17 protein-coding genes are annotated in these 16,352 nt (G+C 46.0%); 5 read left to right on the top strand and 12 right to left on the bottom strand.

Translation table 11 applies throughout. The features are described 5' to 3' along the window. Window positions 1–79: 79 nt before the first annotated feature. Window positions 80–799 carry a hypothetical protein gene (locus tag J7623_RS26415; protein ID WP_291926547.1) on the top strand — a complete coding sequence of 240 codons (720 nt, stop codon included), beginning with the start codon at window positions 80–82 and terminating at the stop codon, window positions 797–799. A gap of 45 nt (window positions 800–844) precedes the next feature. Here the strand turns inward: J7623_RS26415 and J7623_RS26410 are convergent, their stop codons facing one another. From J7623_RS26410 to J7623_RS26365, 10 genes are all read right to left on the bottom strand, one after another. Next, window positions 845–1,462 carry a DUF4230 domain-containing protein gene (locus J7623_RS26410; protein WP_291926544.1) on the bottom strand — a complete coding sequence of 206 codons (618 nt, stop codon included), beginning with the start codon at window positions 1,460–1,462 and terminating at the stop codon, window positions 845–847. Between the two features lie 44 nt (window positions 1,463–1,506). Then, on the bottom strand, window positions 1,507–2,010 hold the full coding sequence (locus tag J7623_RS26405) for a cupin domain-containing protein (RefSeq protein WP_291926540.1): 504 nt from the start codon (window positions 2,008–2,010) through the stop codon (window positions 1,507–1,509). Between the two features lie 42 nt (window positions 2,011–2,052). Beyond that, window positions 2,053–2,505: a GNAT family N-acetyltransferase gene (locus tag J7623_RS26400; RefSeq protein WP_291926537.1), complete on the bottom strand. Its 453-nt coding sequence runs from the start codon at window positions 2,503–2,505 to the stop codon at window positions 2,053–2,055. A gap of 53 nt (window positions 2,506–2,558) precedes the next feature. After that, the gene (locus J7623_RS26395) at window positions 2,559–3,398 is read right to left on the bottom strand and encodes a DUF6597 domain-containing transcriptional factor (protein WP_291926535.1); all 840 of its coding nucleotides are present in this window, start codon (window positions 3,396–3,398) and stop codon (window positions 2,559–2,561) included. A 141-nt stretch (window positions 3,399–3,539) separates the two neighbouring features. Further along, the gene (locus J7623_RS26390) at window positions 3,540–4,292 is read right to left on the bottom strand and encodes a zeta toxin family protein (RefSeq protein WP_291926532.1); all 753 of its coding nucleotides are present in this window, start codon (window positions 4,290–4,292) and stop codon (window positions 3,540–3,542) included. A gap of 227 nt (window positions 4,293–4,519) precedes the next feature. Beyond that, the gene (locus J7623_RS26385) at window positions 4,520–7,363 is read right to left on the bottom strand and encodes a prolyl oligopeptidase family serine peptidase (protein ID WP_291926530.1); all 2,844 of its coding nucleotides are present in this window, start codon (window positions 7,361–7,363) and stop codon (window positions 4,520–4,522) included. 143 nt (window positions 7,364–7,506) lie between these two features. Then, the gene (locus J7623_RS26380; RefSeq protein WP_291926528.1) at window positions 7,507–8,382 is read right to left on the bottom strand and encodes a DMT family transporter; all 876 of its coding nucleotides are present in this window, start codon (window positions 8,380–8,382) and stop codon (window positions 7,507–7,509) included. 78 nt (window positions 8,383–8,460) lie between these two features. Next, complete coding sequence (locus J7623_RS26375; protein ID WP_291926526.1) at window positions 8,461–9,201, bottom strand: polyprenol monophosphomannose synthase; 741 nt, start codon at window positions 9,199–9,201, stop codon at window positions 8,461–8,463. Between the two features lie 72 nt (window positions 9,202–9,273). After that, the gene (locus tag J7623_RS26370) at window positions 9,274–10,047 is read right to left on the bottom strand and encodes a 3'-5' exonuclease (RefSeq protein WP_291926523.1); all 774 of its coding nucleotides are present in this window, start codon (window positions 10,045–10,047) and stop codon (window positions 9,274–9,276) included. A gap of 33 nt (window positions 10,048–10,080) precedes the next feature. After that, on the bottom strand, window positions 10,081–11,442 hold the full coding sequence (locus tag J7623_RS26365; RefSeq protein ID WP_291926520.1) for a Mur ligase family protein: 1,362 nt from the start codon (window positions 11,440–11,442) through the stop codon (window positions 10,081–10,083). A 306-nt stretch (window positions 11,443–11,748) separates the two neighbouring features. Here J7623_RS26365 and ytxJ point away from each other — a divergent pair, with 306 nt between their 5' ends. From ytxJ to J7623_RS26345, 4 genes are all read left to right on the top strand, one after another. Then, the gene (gene ytxJ / locus J7623_RS26360) at window positions 11,749–12,081 is read left to right on the top strand and encodes a bacillithiol system redox-active protein YtxJ (protein ID WP_291926518.1); all 333 of its coding nucleotides are present in this window, start codon (window positions 11,749–11,751) and stop codon (window positions 12,079–12,081) included. Between the two features lie 127 nt (window positions 12,082–12,208). After that, window positions 12,209–12,790: a UbiX family flavin prenyltransferase gene (locus tag J7623_RS26355; protein WP_291926515.1), complete on the top strand. Its 582-nt coding sequence runs from the start codon at window positions 12,209–12,211 to the stop codon at window positions 12,788–12,790. Between the two features lie 36 nt (window positions 12,791–12,826). Further along, a complete protein-coding gene (gene aroQ, locus J7623_RS26350; protein ID WP_291926512.1) occupies window positions 12,827–13,252 on the top strand; it encodes a type II 3-dehydroquinate dehydratase in 426 nt (141 codons plus the stop codon). A gap of 186 nt (window positions 13,253–13,438) precedes the next feature. After that, a complete protein-coding gene (locus J7623_RS26345; protein WP_291926508.1) occupies window positions 13,439–14,203 on the top strand; it encodes a hypothetical protein in 765 nt (254 codons plus the stop codon). 104 nt (window positions 14,204–14,307) lie between these two features. On the opposite strand, the gene J7623_RS26340 is transcribed toward J7623_RS26345, so the two are convergent. Then, window positions 14,308–15,408, bottom strand: a complete 1,101-nt coding sequence (locus tag J7623_RS26340; RefSeq protein WP_291926505.1) for a M42 family metallopeptidase — start codon at window positions 15,406–15,408, stop codon at window positions 14,308–14,310. A gap of 57 nt (window positions 15,409–15,465) precedes the next feature. Further along, a complete protein-coding gene (locus tag J7623_RS26335; RefSeq protein WP_291926502.1) occupies window positions 15,466–16,239 on the bottom strand; it encodes a UbiA family prenyltransferase in 774 nt (257 codons plus the stop codon). Between the last annotated feature and the right edge of the window lie 113 nt (window positions 16,240–16,352).

Here is a 16,352-nt window from a genome sequence, read left to right as displayed (position 1 = left end):
CTCCGAAGTACCGGGAAACGCTCCTTTTTACGGGTTTTTTTTCGTAAATTCAGTATCAGATCCATTAAATTTAATTGATATGGGAGCGTTAAGTGAAACCTGGTTCGCTGATGGTTATATCGACTTTGAGCTGAAGAAGTATACCTTATTAGCCTACCTGCAGGACATCAACTGTTACTTCAACGAAAGCAAGCTGTACCCGCAGTTGGCTGACATCATTTTCCATTACAACAATCTTGTCGCCTTCCGGGACAATAAGCAGTTTTTACAACAGCAGTTCCCCAAACGACTCACCGCCGTTAACCTGCAAAAGCTGGAGCTGTTATATGAACAGCTGATTGCTGATGATGAGCTGATGGCCGAACTGGAATCCATTATTCAATATTCTCTGCCGCAGTTGAACAACACGATCAAGGAAGGAGCAGAGATTTATGAGTACGTGGCGGGTAACCTGAGCATCTTTCCGGTGGGACTGATTCCATTGGAAACAACGGAAGGCTACTTCTTACTCTGCGATGGGCGGGCCAGCTATACCCGCGTTTATGCCTACCGGCTCACAATTTTCGAGCGGCATGATGAGAAGTTCCGTGGTATTCATACTGAGTATGTGCAGGAGTATAAAAAGGATTTTGTACACACCATAGGGCATATTAAGGCGATGCTGATACGGGAGCGAAATAATTTGCCCAATCCTGCCGTGTATTGCGTGGAAACACCATTGGTACTGCCGGTAGATGAAACGCTGCTGCCTGTGGCTAAAAGAAGCCTTGTGAAATACATAGCAGAGCAAGCCGCATAAGCGGGCACTAAATAAGGAGTTCCGGTGGTGGATATACGACGCTGGTTACTGCAGTGCCGGGGCTTTGGCATCGCCTTCATACTGTATTTCCAGCGTATGGTCTTTTAAGAAAGGGGCATAGTATTGCTCCATTACCTTCCTGATTTTATCTTTCGACTGCTGAATATAAAGGGCATTATTTTCCAGTTGGGCGCGGGAAGTCTGATATAATTTTTTCTGTACGTCTGTATAGGTTTCGTCGTCCTGGAATAGCAGCCATCCTTTGCGGTTAGCCGTTTCCATTTTATCTATTTTCAGTTCATAACTCAGCAGGCGCGGAGTGGGGAGATGCAGGATGATCTTTTTATCGGTGGTTTCTACCTTAAACTGTTTTTCATCAATATTCACCCCAAACTTGGCTTCATAGGGAATCGTTACCCAGATGGTATTCTCGAGGAATGCTTTCTTGAAATTGTCGGTCCACTCGCCGCTATTCTCCACATTACTCCTTTTGATACTGGAAGATCCCTGCACGTCGAGGCTTGCCAATTCTGCAATTTCTTTGACGATGAGGCTATTGGAGATGACCTGCTGGCTAACGTTGGTAGTGCCGAATCGTTTACCCAACCAGAATATCAGCACAGCAGCCAGCACCAGTATAACGATGAAGAGGATTTTTTTCATGCCTGTAAATTAATAAAAAGTTGGGAGTGGGGTAGCCGTATCCGTTAACGGGTAAGGCCATCTATCAGCGCCGCATGTTCCGGATAGGCAGCCTGCAGGGCAGCTTTTCCGGCCAGTTCAAAATCGGCGAAGTCGAACCCTGGCGCCACCGTACAGCCGGTGAGGGCATAGCCACCAGGTACTTCCACCCGGGAAGCAAACCAGTTGCCGGCGGTGATAATCACCTGCAGGCTTTCCCCGTTGGAGATATTGCGTCCCAGCTTGTGCGTCAGGAGTTTGCCACCAGGGCATATTTCGTAGATGGTAAGGGTATGCCCATCATAAAAATGCCAGATCTCATCTGCCGCAATGCGGTGAAAAGCGGAAAATTCGCCCGATTCCAACAGGAAATAAATACAGGTAGAGGCATTGCGGTTGCCGCTCATACCCGCCGGCAGGGTAGTCATATCCAACACCCAGTCGGAACGATAGGTTTCGCGGAAGGCGCCGCCTTCTACATGCGACTGTAATTGCAGTTGTTCACGCCAGTGGGCGGCAGAATATTCCATAGCGGCTTGTTATAGTCGTAAATTAAGGAAAAAACAGGATTGTTACGCCTTTTTCGTGTATACGTCAGGGTTATGACGATGCATGAATTTATCCGGGTTGGTGATATCAGTGAAGCCAAACTGCCGGTATAATCCATGTGCATCCGAGGTAACGAGTAAGAAACGTCTCAATCCCTGCAGATCAGGATGAGCTAAAATAGTTCGCATCAAAAATTTAGAGAGACCTTTACCGCGGTAAGGTTCCAGTATGTATACATCGCCGAGGTACGCGAATACAGCACCGTCTGTCACTACCCGGGCAAAGCCTATCTGCCTGTTGCCCTCGTACACGCCGAAGCACAGCGAACCTGCGATTGATTTTTCCACAATGTCGAAGGGAATGTTTTGCGACCAGTACGATTCTTTAGACAGGTAGTCGTGAATAGCATTCAGGTCGAGCCGGGTTTTGTCAGTACTGATATGGTACGCCCCTTCTTTTACTTCAATGGTTTCCATGTTTAGTTAGCATTAGCTCACTAAAGTAACGTAATATTTTTATTCCGTGTTGACTAGCTAGCTACTGCAACATGGTGTCCGGCGGCCGGCATATGTGCAATAGTAGCGGCAGCAGCAGGTGTAAAATAAGAAGGTGTTTCGTGATTAAACATCAGGTAGTCCTGTATAAACATGGCCTGGTTGTAATAGGCCGTAGGAGTAATAGGTGTTTGCCACTCAGGCAAATTCAGTTGACGCAGAGAGCTGAGTGCTGCTTTATACCGGATCATCCGGGCAAAAAGCTGCGGCGGAATACCTACAATAGTACTGAAAAGGCGCTCCAGCGTAGGACGGGATATACCGTAACGACTGGAGAGCGCAGCAACTTCTACATTGCCTTGCATGATCAGCAGGTAGTCTACCATGTCATCTACCGTTTTCAGGTTATCCGACTGGCTGTTGAGGGCCTGTAGGCAAGCTTCATCCAGCAGATTTTCTACCTGTTTAGGCTCCGTTATCTGAGATAAGTTGTTGAGTAGTTCGCACCATAGTGGCTGCTCTGTGCAAGCCAGGTTGCGATAATAGTTGGTAAAACTGGCAGCATTGAGGCCAAGCAGCCGGTGACAACCATACGCATTTAATTGTACTACGGCCACTTTCACTGGTCCCTGTACCTGCAGTTGACAGGCGCAGGTCAGATGTCCCAGCACGGAAGCCGCCGGTAATGTAAATGCCCGGTGATGTAAAGGTTTGATTTCTGCCGTTCCTTCCAGGATGAAAACCAGGTACTGATCGCCCAGGGCAAACAGGTTTTGTGGTAGCTGAATAGTGCCCCTGGTATTGTCTTCCCAGAAATAATATTGCTTTACAAAAGGACGTAATGCATCTGCTGGATGGTAGATATGGAAGTTCATAGGTACAATAATGTGGTGTTAAGGGATATCGCTATCGCTGCAATTCACACCATATGCTAAAGTGGCGACATTATTGTAAATATATGTTAAATATTTTATATTATCAAAAATATATTTGTGGGGAAGGAGGGAGAGGTCTCTCTATTGGAGTTTTTTTAATAGCTCTTTTGCAGGAACACTTATGGGATTACCATCCTTGTCACCAACAATCAGTTTTTTGTTTTGAACAGCACTTGCCTCAACAAGTTTACGCATAGCCTTTTTCATGCTTTGCATCACCTTGTCAGAAAATTCCATGAGTTCTTTTTCTTTATTGCTCATAATATCTGCTTTGCTCCAAAATAGTATTCCAAAGGTAGATTTAATAACCATCTTGACATTATTGAAGGAACCTACTATTATTTCTTCTGCCAGGATATTCATATTATCAATTACAATCCAATGGTGACATATTGGAATGTATAAATTTATCAGATTGTTGATCCCTCTATAATATCTGCGTTTAATGACATCGGCAGGTATATTATGCCCGCCTTCTGCCACTCTGGCCGCTACTCTTTTTTTTGCAAATTCAGGCGACTTCAACCAATAGTAAAGTAAGATAATTTCATAGCCTTTTGCTGTAGCATTTTTAATAAGAGAGGCATAGCTTCTGGTGGCCAGCGTTGTTTCGAAGGCAAAATCCGATCGTTCGTTTATTAATTGATGGATTTTTTGCAGCATTTTTCTACCTGCTTCAAATGCAACACTTTCAGGATTACCGGGAGAAATTTCCGCAGCAATAACGTCAGCATTTACAAACTCTTTGCAGTCCAGCATTTCAGGTAATAGGGTATAACTGGCAGTTGTTTTCCCCGCGCCGTTACAACCAGCAATAATGTATAACTGAGGCATGGTACAAAGATGCCCTAACGGTTATCCATATCCGTTATTTGAACCTTTAGTTTTACGTATTAACAGCAGTATGATTGTTTATTTATCAAAATACCTCATACGGTCAGGTAGCCACCGGGTTTGCATCTATAACCAGTGGCCACCGCTTTATTCCCCATCTCCCGATAAAAACAAAAAACGCTACAAGCACCGAAGTACTTGTAGCGTTCAGCTATAAAGAGCGATTTTTACTGTTGTAAATCCCAACCCCAGTTAATGCCTTTTTCTGTAGCAGGTACGCCACTCTCCAGCCATTGTGGTGCAGGCGCACCTTTCAGGAAGTGATCAAAGAATTGTTGTTCCCTGCGCTGAATATCTTTACGGTTCTGACGTTGCATCAGGTTATGTGCTTCGTTGTTGTAGTTGAGCAACCAAACGGGCTTGCCTAAACGACGTAAACCGGTGAACAATTCAATGCCCTGGTACCAGGGTACGGCGCCATCTGCATCGTTGGCCATGATGGTTACAGGCGTAGTTACGCGTGGCAGGTTAAAGAGCGGAGAATTCTCGATGTAGAGTTCCGGCTTGTCCCATAAGGTAGCGCCGATGCGGCTTTGCGAATGCTCGTACTGGAACTGTCTGTTCATGCCGCTTTCCCAGCGGATGCCTCCGTAGGCGCTGGTCATATTAGCTACAGGAGCGCCTGCCCATGCGGCTTTGAACAGGTTGGTCTGCGTGATCAGGTAGGCTACCTGGTAGCCGCCCCAGCTCTGGCCTTGTATACCCATATTTTTGCCGTCTACCCATGGTTTTTTCGCGAGGTCTTCTGCTGCACTCACAATGTAGTCGTAAGCGCTTTTGCCGGGGTAGCCATTTTCATAGCTGATATCCGGTGAAAATACCAGGTAACCACGACTCACAAAAAACGTGGCATTCAACCGGGATGGCGTAGGCGACGGTGGCTGATAGGCATACAGCCCATCTGTTAACTTCTCATAGAAATAGAAGATAACAGGGTATTGTTTGGTGGAGTCAAAGTCTTCCGGTTTATAGAGAATACCTTCAGATGGTTTACCGCTGAAAGTGGTCCATTTATAAAGGGAAACGGTGCCCCAGTTATAGTTTTGCTGTTGCGGGTTGGTATGACTGATCTGCGTAGCCTGTGCGATGTTATCGCCGGTAAATACGTTGGGCGATTGCTCGTAGTTGCTGCGTGTAAACGTATAGGCGTGCGCGTTTTTTGCTTCCAGTAAGTCGGCGTAGGCATGAGGACCTAATACAATTTGTTTGACTGGTTTTACTTTACCGTTTTTACCAGGCAGTTCCAGTTGACAGAGGCCATTATACTTGGTACTTTCCTGGAATGCAGTGAGCATCAGCGTTTGGCCAGGAGTGAAAAATCTTTCTTCCGGGTTCAGCCGCTGATAGCGATAACGGATTTTTTCTTTGCGCCCGTTTTGAGTGATATTTACCGGTGCTTTTTTACCGGCGGGATCTGCTTCCCAGATATCATAACGATCGTAGATATACACGGCTGCATCATTGTTCATCCATCCCGCAATGCCGTAGGCTTCCGGTTCATCCGGATGATCATCTTCTTCATCAAATACTTTGGCAGGTATGTCTTTGCTGATATTTACCGTAGTACCGCTGGCGTTATCATAACTAAACCATTGCCTGTTTACGAGGTCGTACCAGAAGATATATTTACCATTGGGAGATAAGTAAAAGTCGCCATCCAGCTTTTCTTTGATCTGTTTTCTCGTGCCATCATTTGTGTTGATGAGGAAAGCTGTTTTTTTGGTACGGCCCATCCATTGCAGGGGAATGCGCTCGCCTTTATCCGTATAGCCGAGAGCGTTAGGGCTGTTACCTTCTGCTGCGGTGAGTACGGTTGGCAGGTTTTGGTCGCCCAGTTGTACGAGGCGGTTGCCGGAAGGGTAGTATACTGCTACATAGCTTCTCTTTAATTCTTTATCTGCATTTTTTAATTGCATGGGTTGCAGATAATCATCTTTATAATTCCAGATATCTACTTTAGCTACTTCAAAGTCTACGATGTTAGTATCTTTCACGGGCAGGAGGGGAGCGGTGCCGAAGAACAGGCGTTGTCCATCTTTGCTGAAGGAGAGCGTGCCATTTGCACTCACGCTCCAGTTAGCGGGAACGCCGGTGCTGTTTTTAGCAGCTACTTCGAGGGCGCTGTCTTGTCCTGGTTTGAAATAGTAGAGTTTATACAGTGGCTGTAATACTTTTTCGCCGTCGGCGGTAGCTACCCAGGCGGCTTGTTCGCCTTTCTCGTCGAAAGCAAATTGCTTGTAGTAAGCGGCGTTGCGGCTGAGGGTATCTGCCTTGCGGGTAGCGGTATGCCAGAGGAGCACGCTATTGCGGGAGAGGGAGTCTTTCTTATCGGTAACAGTTTCTATTAACAGTTGGTTACCGGGTTTGCTGAAAGTGTATTCTTTTACGTTTTTCACGGTATCCTGTTTGCCGGACAACAGTTGCCGGATCACGAGGGTACCACTTTCATTGCTGCTGCTGCCGGTTTTATCATCGTCAGCGCGATCTGAGGCGGCATCGTTTTTCGGTGCTTTACTGCTTTTGCCTTTGGCGGTATCTGCAGCTGGTTTTTCGACCAGGTAAGCCACCAGGCCGCTGCCTTTTTCAGGTGCTTTGAATGATTTTATGGAGGGGAATTTCAGGATATCCAGCTGGCCCAGCGTGATGATGGCCAGGGAATCTTTCGGCATTTCTGCGGCCTTTTTCTTTTTGATTTTTGCCTCGCGGGTATCTTTATAAAGTGGTTTGATATGACAGACCAGGAAACGGGAATCTTCTGTGATGAGCGGACTGCTGCCGCGGGGAATATTCGTGGTTTGACCTGTTTTACGGTCATAAATCACGAGGTTGGCATCTCCCTCCTGAACGGCTACGGTATACACGATCCATTGCCCGTTATTGCTAATCAGTTTAGCGCCAATGCCTTGCCAACTATCATATACACTGTGATCTAACGGCTTTTTAGCTGCTTGTTGCGCATAGGTAAAAAGGGAACATCCCAGGAAGGATATTCCTAAAAAAACTCTTCTCATAAGTGCTAAAATAGGAAATATGTTGGAGAGCAGAAAGCAGAAAGCGGAAAGCAAAAAGCTATTGAAGCGGATGATTAAAGCGTATAATATCCGCTACTGTCAATCGCTACAATAGCTTTTTGCTTTCCGCTTTCTGCTTTCTGCTAATTTGATGTACGGCCTTTGGCTACCCGCAGCATTTGTAAACCTACGGAAAGCATAATACAGCTTAAGCCGGCATAGAAAGCATTGTTCAGGAACTTGTTTTCATGAAAAAGTACGAACGCCATCAGGATGCTGTATACCGGTTCCAGGTTGAAGCAAAGGTTAACGGTAAACGGAGAAATTTTCTTCAATGCATTCATGCTGAGTAAGTACATGAGTACCGTGCAAAACCAGGCCAATATGAGCAGGTAAAGGAGATCCATACCGGAAGGCAGTATTGTTGCCACCGGAAAACGATGGAGATACACCGGCAGGAAGAGTGTTAATATTACGAATCCTACAGATAGTTCGTAGAAGGTAATGGTAGACGTATCAAATCGTTTGATCAGGCGTTTGTTGAATACGGTAAACAGGGCTGCAAACATGGCGGAGATAATGCCCAGTATGATACCGGTGCGGTATTGTGTATCAAAGTGGAAGATCAGCAGAATACCCGCCAGGGTGAGCATGCTCAGTAGCATTTCTGCCATATCGAAACGGCGCCGGTTAATCAGCGGGTCGAAGATGGCGGTGAAGAGGCTGGTCAGCGAAAAGCAGATTACGCCAATAGATACGTTGGAATATTTAATGCTGCCATAAAAGAAAAGCCAGTGGGCGGCTACCACCACACCGGTAGCACCGATGGGCAGAATATCTTTCCAGGGAAGCTTTTTAAAAGTGCCCTGCAGGCGGAATAATACGAATAAAGTAATGGAAGTAATCAGTAACCGGTACCATACTAACAGCCCTTCATTGAGGGTAATCAACTTTCCCAGGATACCAGTGAAGCCAGCCAGAAATACGGAGAGATGCAGCTGGATAAATGCCTTTTTCATGAACCCACTTAATGTATTTAGGGATTTGTTCACCTGGTAAAATGAACAAATCCCTAAACACCCATTTATGTATATTAATTAATTCTTTACTCTTCTTGCATAATTCCTGAAAAGGCTCTGCCATTGTATTTTGAGTACCCCAAGGATACCTTCTTTTACAATGCCTTTGCTCATCTTGGAATAGCCTTCTTTCCTGTCTTTGAACGTGATGGATACTTCTTTGATTTTGAAGCCCAGTTTCCACGCGGTGAATTTCATTTCAATCTGGAAGGCATAGCCCACAAACTGTATCTGGTCCAGGTTAATGGCTTCCAGTACGGTGTTGCGGTAGCATACAAACCCGGCTGTTGGGTCCCTTACGGGCATCCATGTAATCATACCTACGTAGATAGAGGCGCCGTACGACAGTACTGCGCGGTCCCATGGCCAGTTTTCGGTTTTCCCACCTTTTACATAGCGGGAACCTACTGCTACGTCTGCACCGCCTTTGGCGCAGGCATCATAGAGGCGTACCAGGTCTTTGGGATTGTGGGAGAAGTCGGCATCCATTTCAAAAATGTATTGATAACCTCTGGCCAGTGCCCATTTAAAGCCGTGGATATAAGCTGTACCCAGACCTTGTTTGCCGGATCTTTCTTCCAGGAATAATTCGTCCGGATGTTGCTGTTGTAAGCCTTTTACAATAGCGCCGGTACCGTCAGGTGATCCGTCATCCACGATGAGGACATGAAAATTCTCCTGTAAGGAAAATACAGCGTCAATGATGTTCCGGATGTTATCCTTTTCATTGTACGTAGGAATGATGACAAGCTTTTCCAATTCAGCAGATGATATTTTTGGACTGCGAAAATAATTCAATTCCGGCGCAAGATATGACGTTCCCGGTTAACATTACATTTTTTTTAACATCATATTATGGAAGATTTCCGTCAGTTTCTGTTTGGTATTGAGCGGGAAGTCGGCCTTCATCATCCAGTCGTAGTACTGTGGCTCTGCTTTCAGTACTTCTCTCACGGAGCGGCCTTTGTATTTACCGAAATTAAACACTTCGTTTCCGCCCTGCATGACGAGGCGGCGGGCGAAGTCGATATAATCTTCTTCTTTGGTAAAATCGGCGAGGGAGTCGATATCCTCTTGTAATTGTTCGTAGCGGCCCAGTTGTGCTTCCAGGATTTCGTAGGTAGCGAGTGCGTCTGCTTCGGCGCTGTGGGCGTTTTCGAGTTGTTTATCGCAATAGAATTTGTAGGCGGCTGCGAGTGTGCGTTTTTCCATCAGGTGGAAAATCCGTTGAACGTCTACGAATTTGCGTTTGGATACATCGAATTCTATATCTGCCCGGAGGAATTCTTCCACCAGGAGGGGGATATCGAAGCGATTGGAGTTGTACCCGGCGAGGTCGCAGTTATCCATGAACTGTTTGAGTTCGTGGGCGGCCTGTTTGAAGGTAGGAGCATCTTTTACATCTTCGTCCTTGATACCATGAATTGCTGTAGATCCTGCGGGGATCGGCATTCCGGGGTTAATGCGTTTTACTTTGGACTGGGTTGTTTTGTCCGGGAACACTTTGATGATAGCAATTTCAATGATACGATCAGCGGCCACGTTGGTACCGGTGGTTTCGAGATCGATGACGGCCAGTGGCCTTTTGAGGAGCAAAGAAGGCATTATTTAGTATTTAGTAATTGTTTAGTGAGTTGATTAGTTGTTTGGCAGTAATTCCTTTAGTTTGCTGAAATCAAGGCCATCATATGTACCGGAGCTCATTAACAGCAGGTTGGTATCCTGGTAGTTTTGAGCGGATAAAAATGCTTCCAGTTTTTCCCGGTTGTTGAATACCTGCAGATCGTTTCTTCCGAAGCGTTGTGCAATCAATTCAGGCGCAAGATCGGGCATTCTCTTGATTTCCAGGGCGTGTTTGCTATAAAATACCACGGCGATATCCGCGGTATCCAATGCGTGATCATATTGTTCCAGGAAATCAGCATTCAAACTGCTATAGGTGTGTAATTCCAGTACAGCGATCAGTTTCCGTTGGGGAAACTGGTGTTTGGTGGCTTCCATGGTGGCTTTCACCTTGGAAGGGGCGTGGGCGAAATCACGATAAATTACGCAATGCTCATTTTTAGCGACGAGCTCCAGTCGTTTTGCCGCGCCGGTAAAGGAGGCGATGGCTGCCAGGAAATCTGCGTCAGATACGCCGAGCTGGTTGCACACCAGTTTGGCGGCGTGGAGGTTCAGGAGGTTATGGTCGCCGAATACTTCAAGCGCGGTGCTGTGGTCGCCGAAGTAGACCCGGGTAACGCCCTGTTCGATGGTATGTTTGGGCAGGCCATAGGGCAGGAGCTGCAGGTGACCGCCCGTAGCGGTCACAAGTGCAACGAGTTCGGCATCTCCCGCATTATAAATCAATACCTGGCCGGGCTCCATCTGCCGGATAAAAATGGCAAATTGTTCTTTATAGATGTCGTAAGTGGGGAAAACGTTGATATGATCCCAGGCGATACCAGTTAATACGGCAATCTGCGGATGCAGAAAATGAAATTTGGGCCGTTTCTCGATTACGGAGGCAGGATATTCATCTGCTTCGCATACGATGACGGGGGCGTCAGTGATGTTAACCGACTGTGCAAAACCGGTTAATTTGGCACCTACAAGGTAATCGAATGCCTGGTGGTTGTATTGTAAGGCATGCATGACCATGGCGGTGGTGGTAGTTTTACCGTGACTGCCGCCGATGGCTACCCGGGTTTTATTTTTACTTTCCTGGAAGATGTATTCGGGGAAAGAATAAATTTTCAGGTGCATTTCCCGGGCTTTAATGAGCTCGGGGTTGTCTTCCCGGGCGTGCATACCGAGGATGACAGCGTCTAAATCCGGCGTTATCCGGGTGGCGTCCCAACCGGTGGTGGCGGGTAAAATGCCTGCCTGTTGGAGGTTCGATAGTGCCGGTTCAAAAATTTCGTCGTCACTACCGGTTACCTGGTAACCTTTATTTTTGAGCGCAATGGCCAATTGATGCATCACGCTGCCGCCTATGGCAATAAAATGTACTTTTGTCATAACGCTGGAGATTTTCGGAAAATCCGAAAATGACATAGTTGTTTTTTTTAATGTATTTTCTATATTTGCAAAATAACGTTACAAAGAACGATTAAAAAAGTAGTCGTATCATATTTCCTGTGAAATTTCGTTTTAGTTAATTATAAATCTCCCAGTATGCAATCTTATGTAAGAATTTTGGGCTACACGGCTATGGTTTGTATCTTTGCTGTTTTATTAACGTCCTGCGCAAGCCATCAGAAATTAGGTTGCCCAATGAGGGGAATGGCCAAAACGCCTGCGATAGAACATAACAAAGCATGTTAAATGAATTGGAAAACGTTAACCAGCGAGGAACAGCTATCTGAAATCAACGCGGTGTCAGCAAATCAGCCGATAGCTATTTTTAAACACAGTACACGGTGCTCTATTAGCTCGATGGCCAAAGCCAGATTGGAGCGGGCAGCGGAACCAGAGGGGTTAACGTTTTATTACCTGGACCTTATCTCCTATCGTCCTGTATCCAATAAAATTGCGGAAATGTATCGTGTAGAGCATGAATCTCCCCAGATACTCGTGATCCGCAACGGTGAATGTATTTATAATGAAAGCCACAGCGGCATCCTGATGGATGAAATTGTAGCCCAGGCAGGGTTATAATAGCAAAAGGCAGAAAGCAGAAAGCAAAAAGCTATTGTAGCGAGTGATCTGCACGGATTTGTTTTTGTGCGGAAGTGCTTTCAATACCCGCAAATAGGCTAGCTTTGCAATATCAATAGCATAGCCAATGAAACATCGTATAGTAGTAGCAGTTACAGGAGCCAGCGGCTCTATTTATGCACGCCAGTTGCTGCGGAAGCTGCAGGCAGCGCATGCACAACTGGACCAGGTAGCCGTAGTGATGACTGAAAACGCCAAAACGGTGTGGGAAACGGAACTGAGAGATGAAGATTATAAACAATTACCTTTCCGCTTTTATACCCAGCAAGACTTCCACGCTCCATTCGCTTCCGGTTCCGGACGTTTTAATACCATGATTATCTGTCCTTGTTCGATGGGCACTTTAGGGCGCATTGCCACCGGTATCTCCAATGATCTTATTACCCGCGCTGCAGATGTAGTGCTGAAGGAACGCAGAAAGCTGATCTGTGTAGTGCGCGAAACGCCCTATAACCTGATACATATTAAAAACATGGAAGCCGTGACCATGGCGGGCGGTATCATTTGCCCGGCTACGCCTTCTTTCTACAGCTTACCCAACAGCCTGGAAGAAATGGCAGCTACCGTGGTAGACCGTATCATTGACCTGGCAGGCATTGAACAGCAAACTTACCGCTGGGGCAGTGATAGTAATCATCAACAGGATTAATTACCTTCGTACATCTTTCAATTTATATCCATCATCATGCAAATAGCTATCATCAACGGCCCTAACCTAAACCTGCTCGGCAAGCGTGAAACAGGCATCTATGGCAGCGAGTCGTTCGAACATTATTTTAAACATCTGCAAAAACAATTTCCTGCTGTTAACTTTACTTACTTCCAGAGTAATGTAGAAGGAGAGCTGGTCAACTATCTGCATGAAGTAGGCTTTTCTTACGATGGTATCCTGCTGAACGCAGGCGCCTATACGCATACTTCTATCGCCATCCGGGACGCCATTGCAGGCATTAAAACGCCGGTGATGGAAATACATATCAGCAACGTATATGCCCGTGAAGAATTCAGGCATACTTCGTTGATAGCGCCTAAATGTATTGGTTGTATCTGTGGTCTCGGACTGAAAGGATACCAGTTGGGCGTGGAGTATTTCGGGATGGCCGATTTGTAGCTTTTAGCCATTAGCTATTAGCTTTTAGCAAAAATGCAGCGAAGAGAAACATATATGCTATGTTCTTCGCTGCATTTTTGCTAAAAGCTAATAGCTAATGGCTGGTAGCTAAATTTGTCTATTTCCTTGAAATACATTTAATTGCAGCACTCGATTTAAATAACCAGTATCCAGAAAACCACTTCTATGAAACAAATCTTCTCTGGCAGTATACTGCCTGCTGCGCTCCTGATGGCAGCTGTAGCTTTTACAGGATGTAATAAAAATGATGACACCCCTGTAACCCCCAAACCTTCCATGGGCCAGCTATATGGGCAGGCCATAGAAAATGCGATGGTGGCCGATAGCAGCCAGATATCCACTGCGTTATGGCCCATCACAGCAGACAATACGGATCTGCAATGGAAAACAATCAATGGTCAGCAGTATGTGTTAATGGGTACGTTTATGAAATACCCCGGCAGCTATCCGCCAGGTGATTCTATCACCAACGTATGGGGAGAATCCTGGCTGTTTATACCCAAACAGATGAAGACCAAGATAGGGCCTTCTTTCACGCCTGCTTCCGATACCATTATGCGGATATGCCAGTTGTTAGGACTGCCGCCGGCCAATTCCAAAAGTAATACGCATATTGCCACCATGTGGGTGAAAGCATCGCGTTTATACCGCCCGGCCGGTAATCCGGACATCACTACCAAAACCGCTGGTGCGGTGTTAATTCCAGGTTTGCCGCCGGCTTATACCACCTGGTTTAATAACTACATTATTTACGCGTACTATCGTCCGCTGAATTCAGCAACAGATGCGCATTATCCATGGACAAGAATGGGATATACCTATGATTGGGCGCCAGGGGCGAACAGGGTAGGGTTGAGTGAGTATGTATTGCAGGCATCTTCCGGAGCGTGGGTAGAGAAAACCACCAGGGCAGCGGATTTCTTTAAATAAGCAGAAAGCAAAAAGCTATTGAGGCGAGTGATCAAAGCGTATAAATATCCGCAATATTCACTCGCCCCAATAGCTTTTTGCTTTCTGCTTTCTGCTTTCAGCTCTTACAAATACTGAAAATTCGTTTTCGGTGTAATATTCAGCAGGGTATGATAAATCAGCTGAATGGTATTTTCAATATCATCTTTTTTTACCATTTCCACGGTAGTATGCATATAGCGCAATGGTAAGCTGATCAGCGCAGACGGGGTACCATCGTTGCTGTAGGCAAAAGCATCCGTATCAGTACCAGTGCTGCGGCTAACGGCATGCAGCTGATGCGGGATATCGTTTTTCTTTGCTGTTTTGATAATGAGATCACGCAAGATATTGTGAACAGCCGGGCCATAAGTGATGCTAGGACCGCCACCACATTTGATTTCCCCTTCAATGTTTTTATTGATCATCGGGGTAGTGGTATCATGTGTAACGTCTGTGATGATGGCTACGTTAGGTTTAATACGTTTGGCGATCATTTCTGCACCGCGTAATCCTACTTCTTCCTGTACAGCATTTACAATGTATAAGCCGAAAGGCAGTTGTTGTTTCTTTTCTTTCAGCAGCCGGGCTACTTCTGCAATCATAAAACCACCAATGCGGTTATCGATGGCGCGGCAGATGTAGTAGTCGTAGTTCAGTTCTTCGAAGCCATCTTCAAATGTACATACACAGCCTACATGTATGCCGAGGTCTTCTACTTCCTTGCGGGAACGGGCGCCGCAATCCAGGAAGATGTTTTCTACTTTAGGCTGAGGTTCTTTACCCTCGCCGCCGCGCATGCGGGTATGGATTGCCGGCCAGCCAAAAACAGCTTTTACGGTACCCTTTTCTGTATGGATATTTACCCGTTTGGAAGGTGCGATCTGTTGATCGGAGCCACCATTACGGATTACATAAATTAAACCTTCAGGAGAAATATAGTTTACAAACCAGGAAATTTCATCTGCGTGCGCTTCTATCACCACCTTGAATTCTGCTTTAGGATTGATGATACCTACCGCAGAACCGTATGGATCTACAAAGTGCTCATCAATGTACGGCGCCAGGTATTTCAGCCAAAGCTTTTGTCCTTCTTTCTCAAAGCCGGTAGGAGATGGATTGTTCAGGTAACTTTCCAGGAATGCCAGTGATTCCTTGTTGAATATTGATTTTTGCTTTTTGGACATGTTCTGTGGAAATTTTGATCGCACAAAGGTAGCGATTTAGCCATTAGCTTTTAGCTGCTAAAAGCTAATGGCTATCCAGTAGATGGCTGCGGATAGCGCCATACAGCCGTCCAGTACAAAATAAAAGAGATAGTCTGATGTATTCAGGTGTGCCTTATTGGTAAGCAGGGCAGTAACTACTACAGGAATCATCAGGGAAATAATTGCAGATAACGTGATGAAAGGGCCCAGGAGTCCTGCGCAAACGGCCGCCATTAACAGCGTAAAGAAGTAAAGCCGGTTCAGGTTTTTGAGATCCAGCATGGTAATCAGGCTGCGGATACCTTCCTGTTTATCGGATTCCAGGTCGCGATAGTCAAACAAAATGCAGATGGCGTAAATAAGGCAGAAGCGGTGCAGCGTCAGTAGTACCAGTGGGGTAATGGCAAATTTTCCGGCCACCAGTGCGGGAAGTACTGTGGTAACATACGTCCATACAAAGGTAAGAAACAGTGTTTTCCCGATGGCTACTTTGCTGAGCCATCGAAAGGCCGGATGTGGCACTTTGGGCGCAGAGTATAAAAAGGTAAGGATGGCGCTACCGGAAAGTACCAGCCAATGTTCGCGCAATTGCCAGAAGAACCATAAGGAGCCAATGATCCCGATGCCACAGAGCAGCAACATCAGGGTACGGTGACGGTCGCCCCAGCGGATTCTTTCCGAAGCAGAGTAAGTGCCCGGGGTCAGGTACCAGTGAAAATTATAGCTACAGATAGTAGAGAAGAAAACAAAAAGGTAGAAGGTATTTTCATGATAATGCAACTCCAGCAGCTGATTAGTTTGCCAGATCATTAATAGCGCGCACAACGAAATGTAGATCGAAGTGAAAAGTATGAAATTGAAAATACCCCGGAACATGAGTTTAGCTTTCAGCTGTTAGCTGCTAGCTATTAGTCAATGCAGCG

The organism is Chitinophaga sp. (genome assembly GCF_017745275.1).
Lineage (GTDB): Bacteria > Bacteroidota > Bacteroidia > Chitinophagales > Chitinophagaceae > Chitinophaga.
Note: the sequence above shows the minus strand (reverse complement) of the source record. Positions and strands in the feature narration are given on the sequence as shown.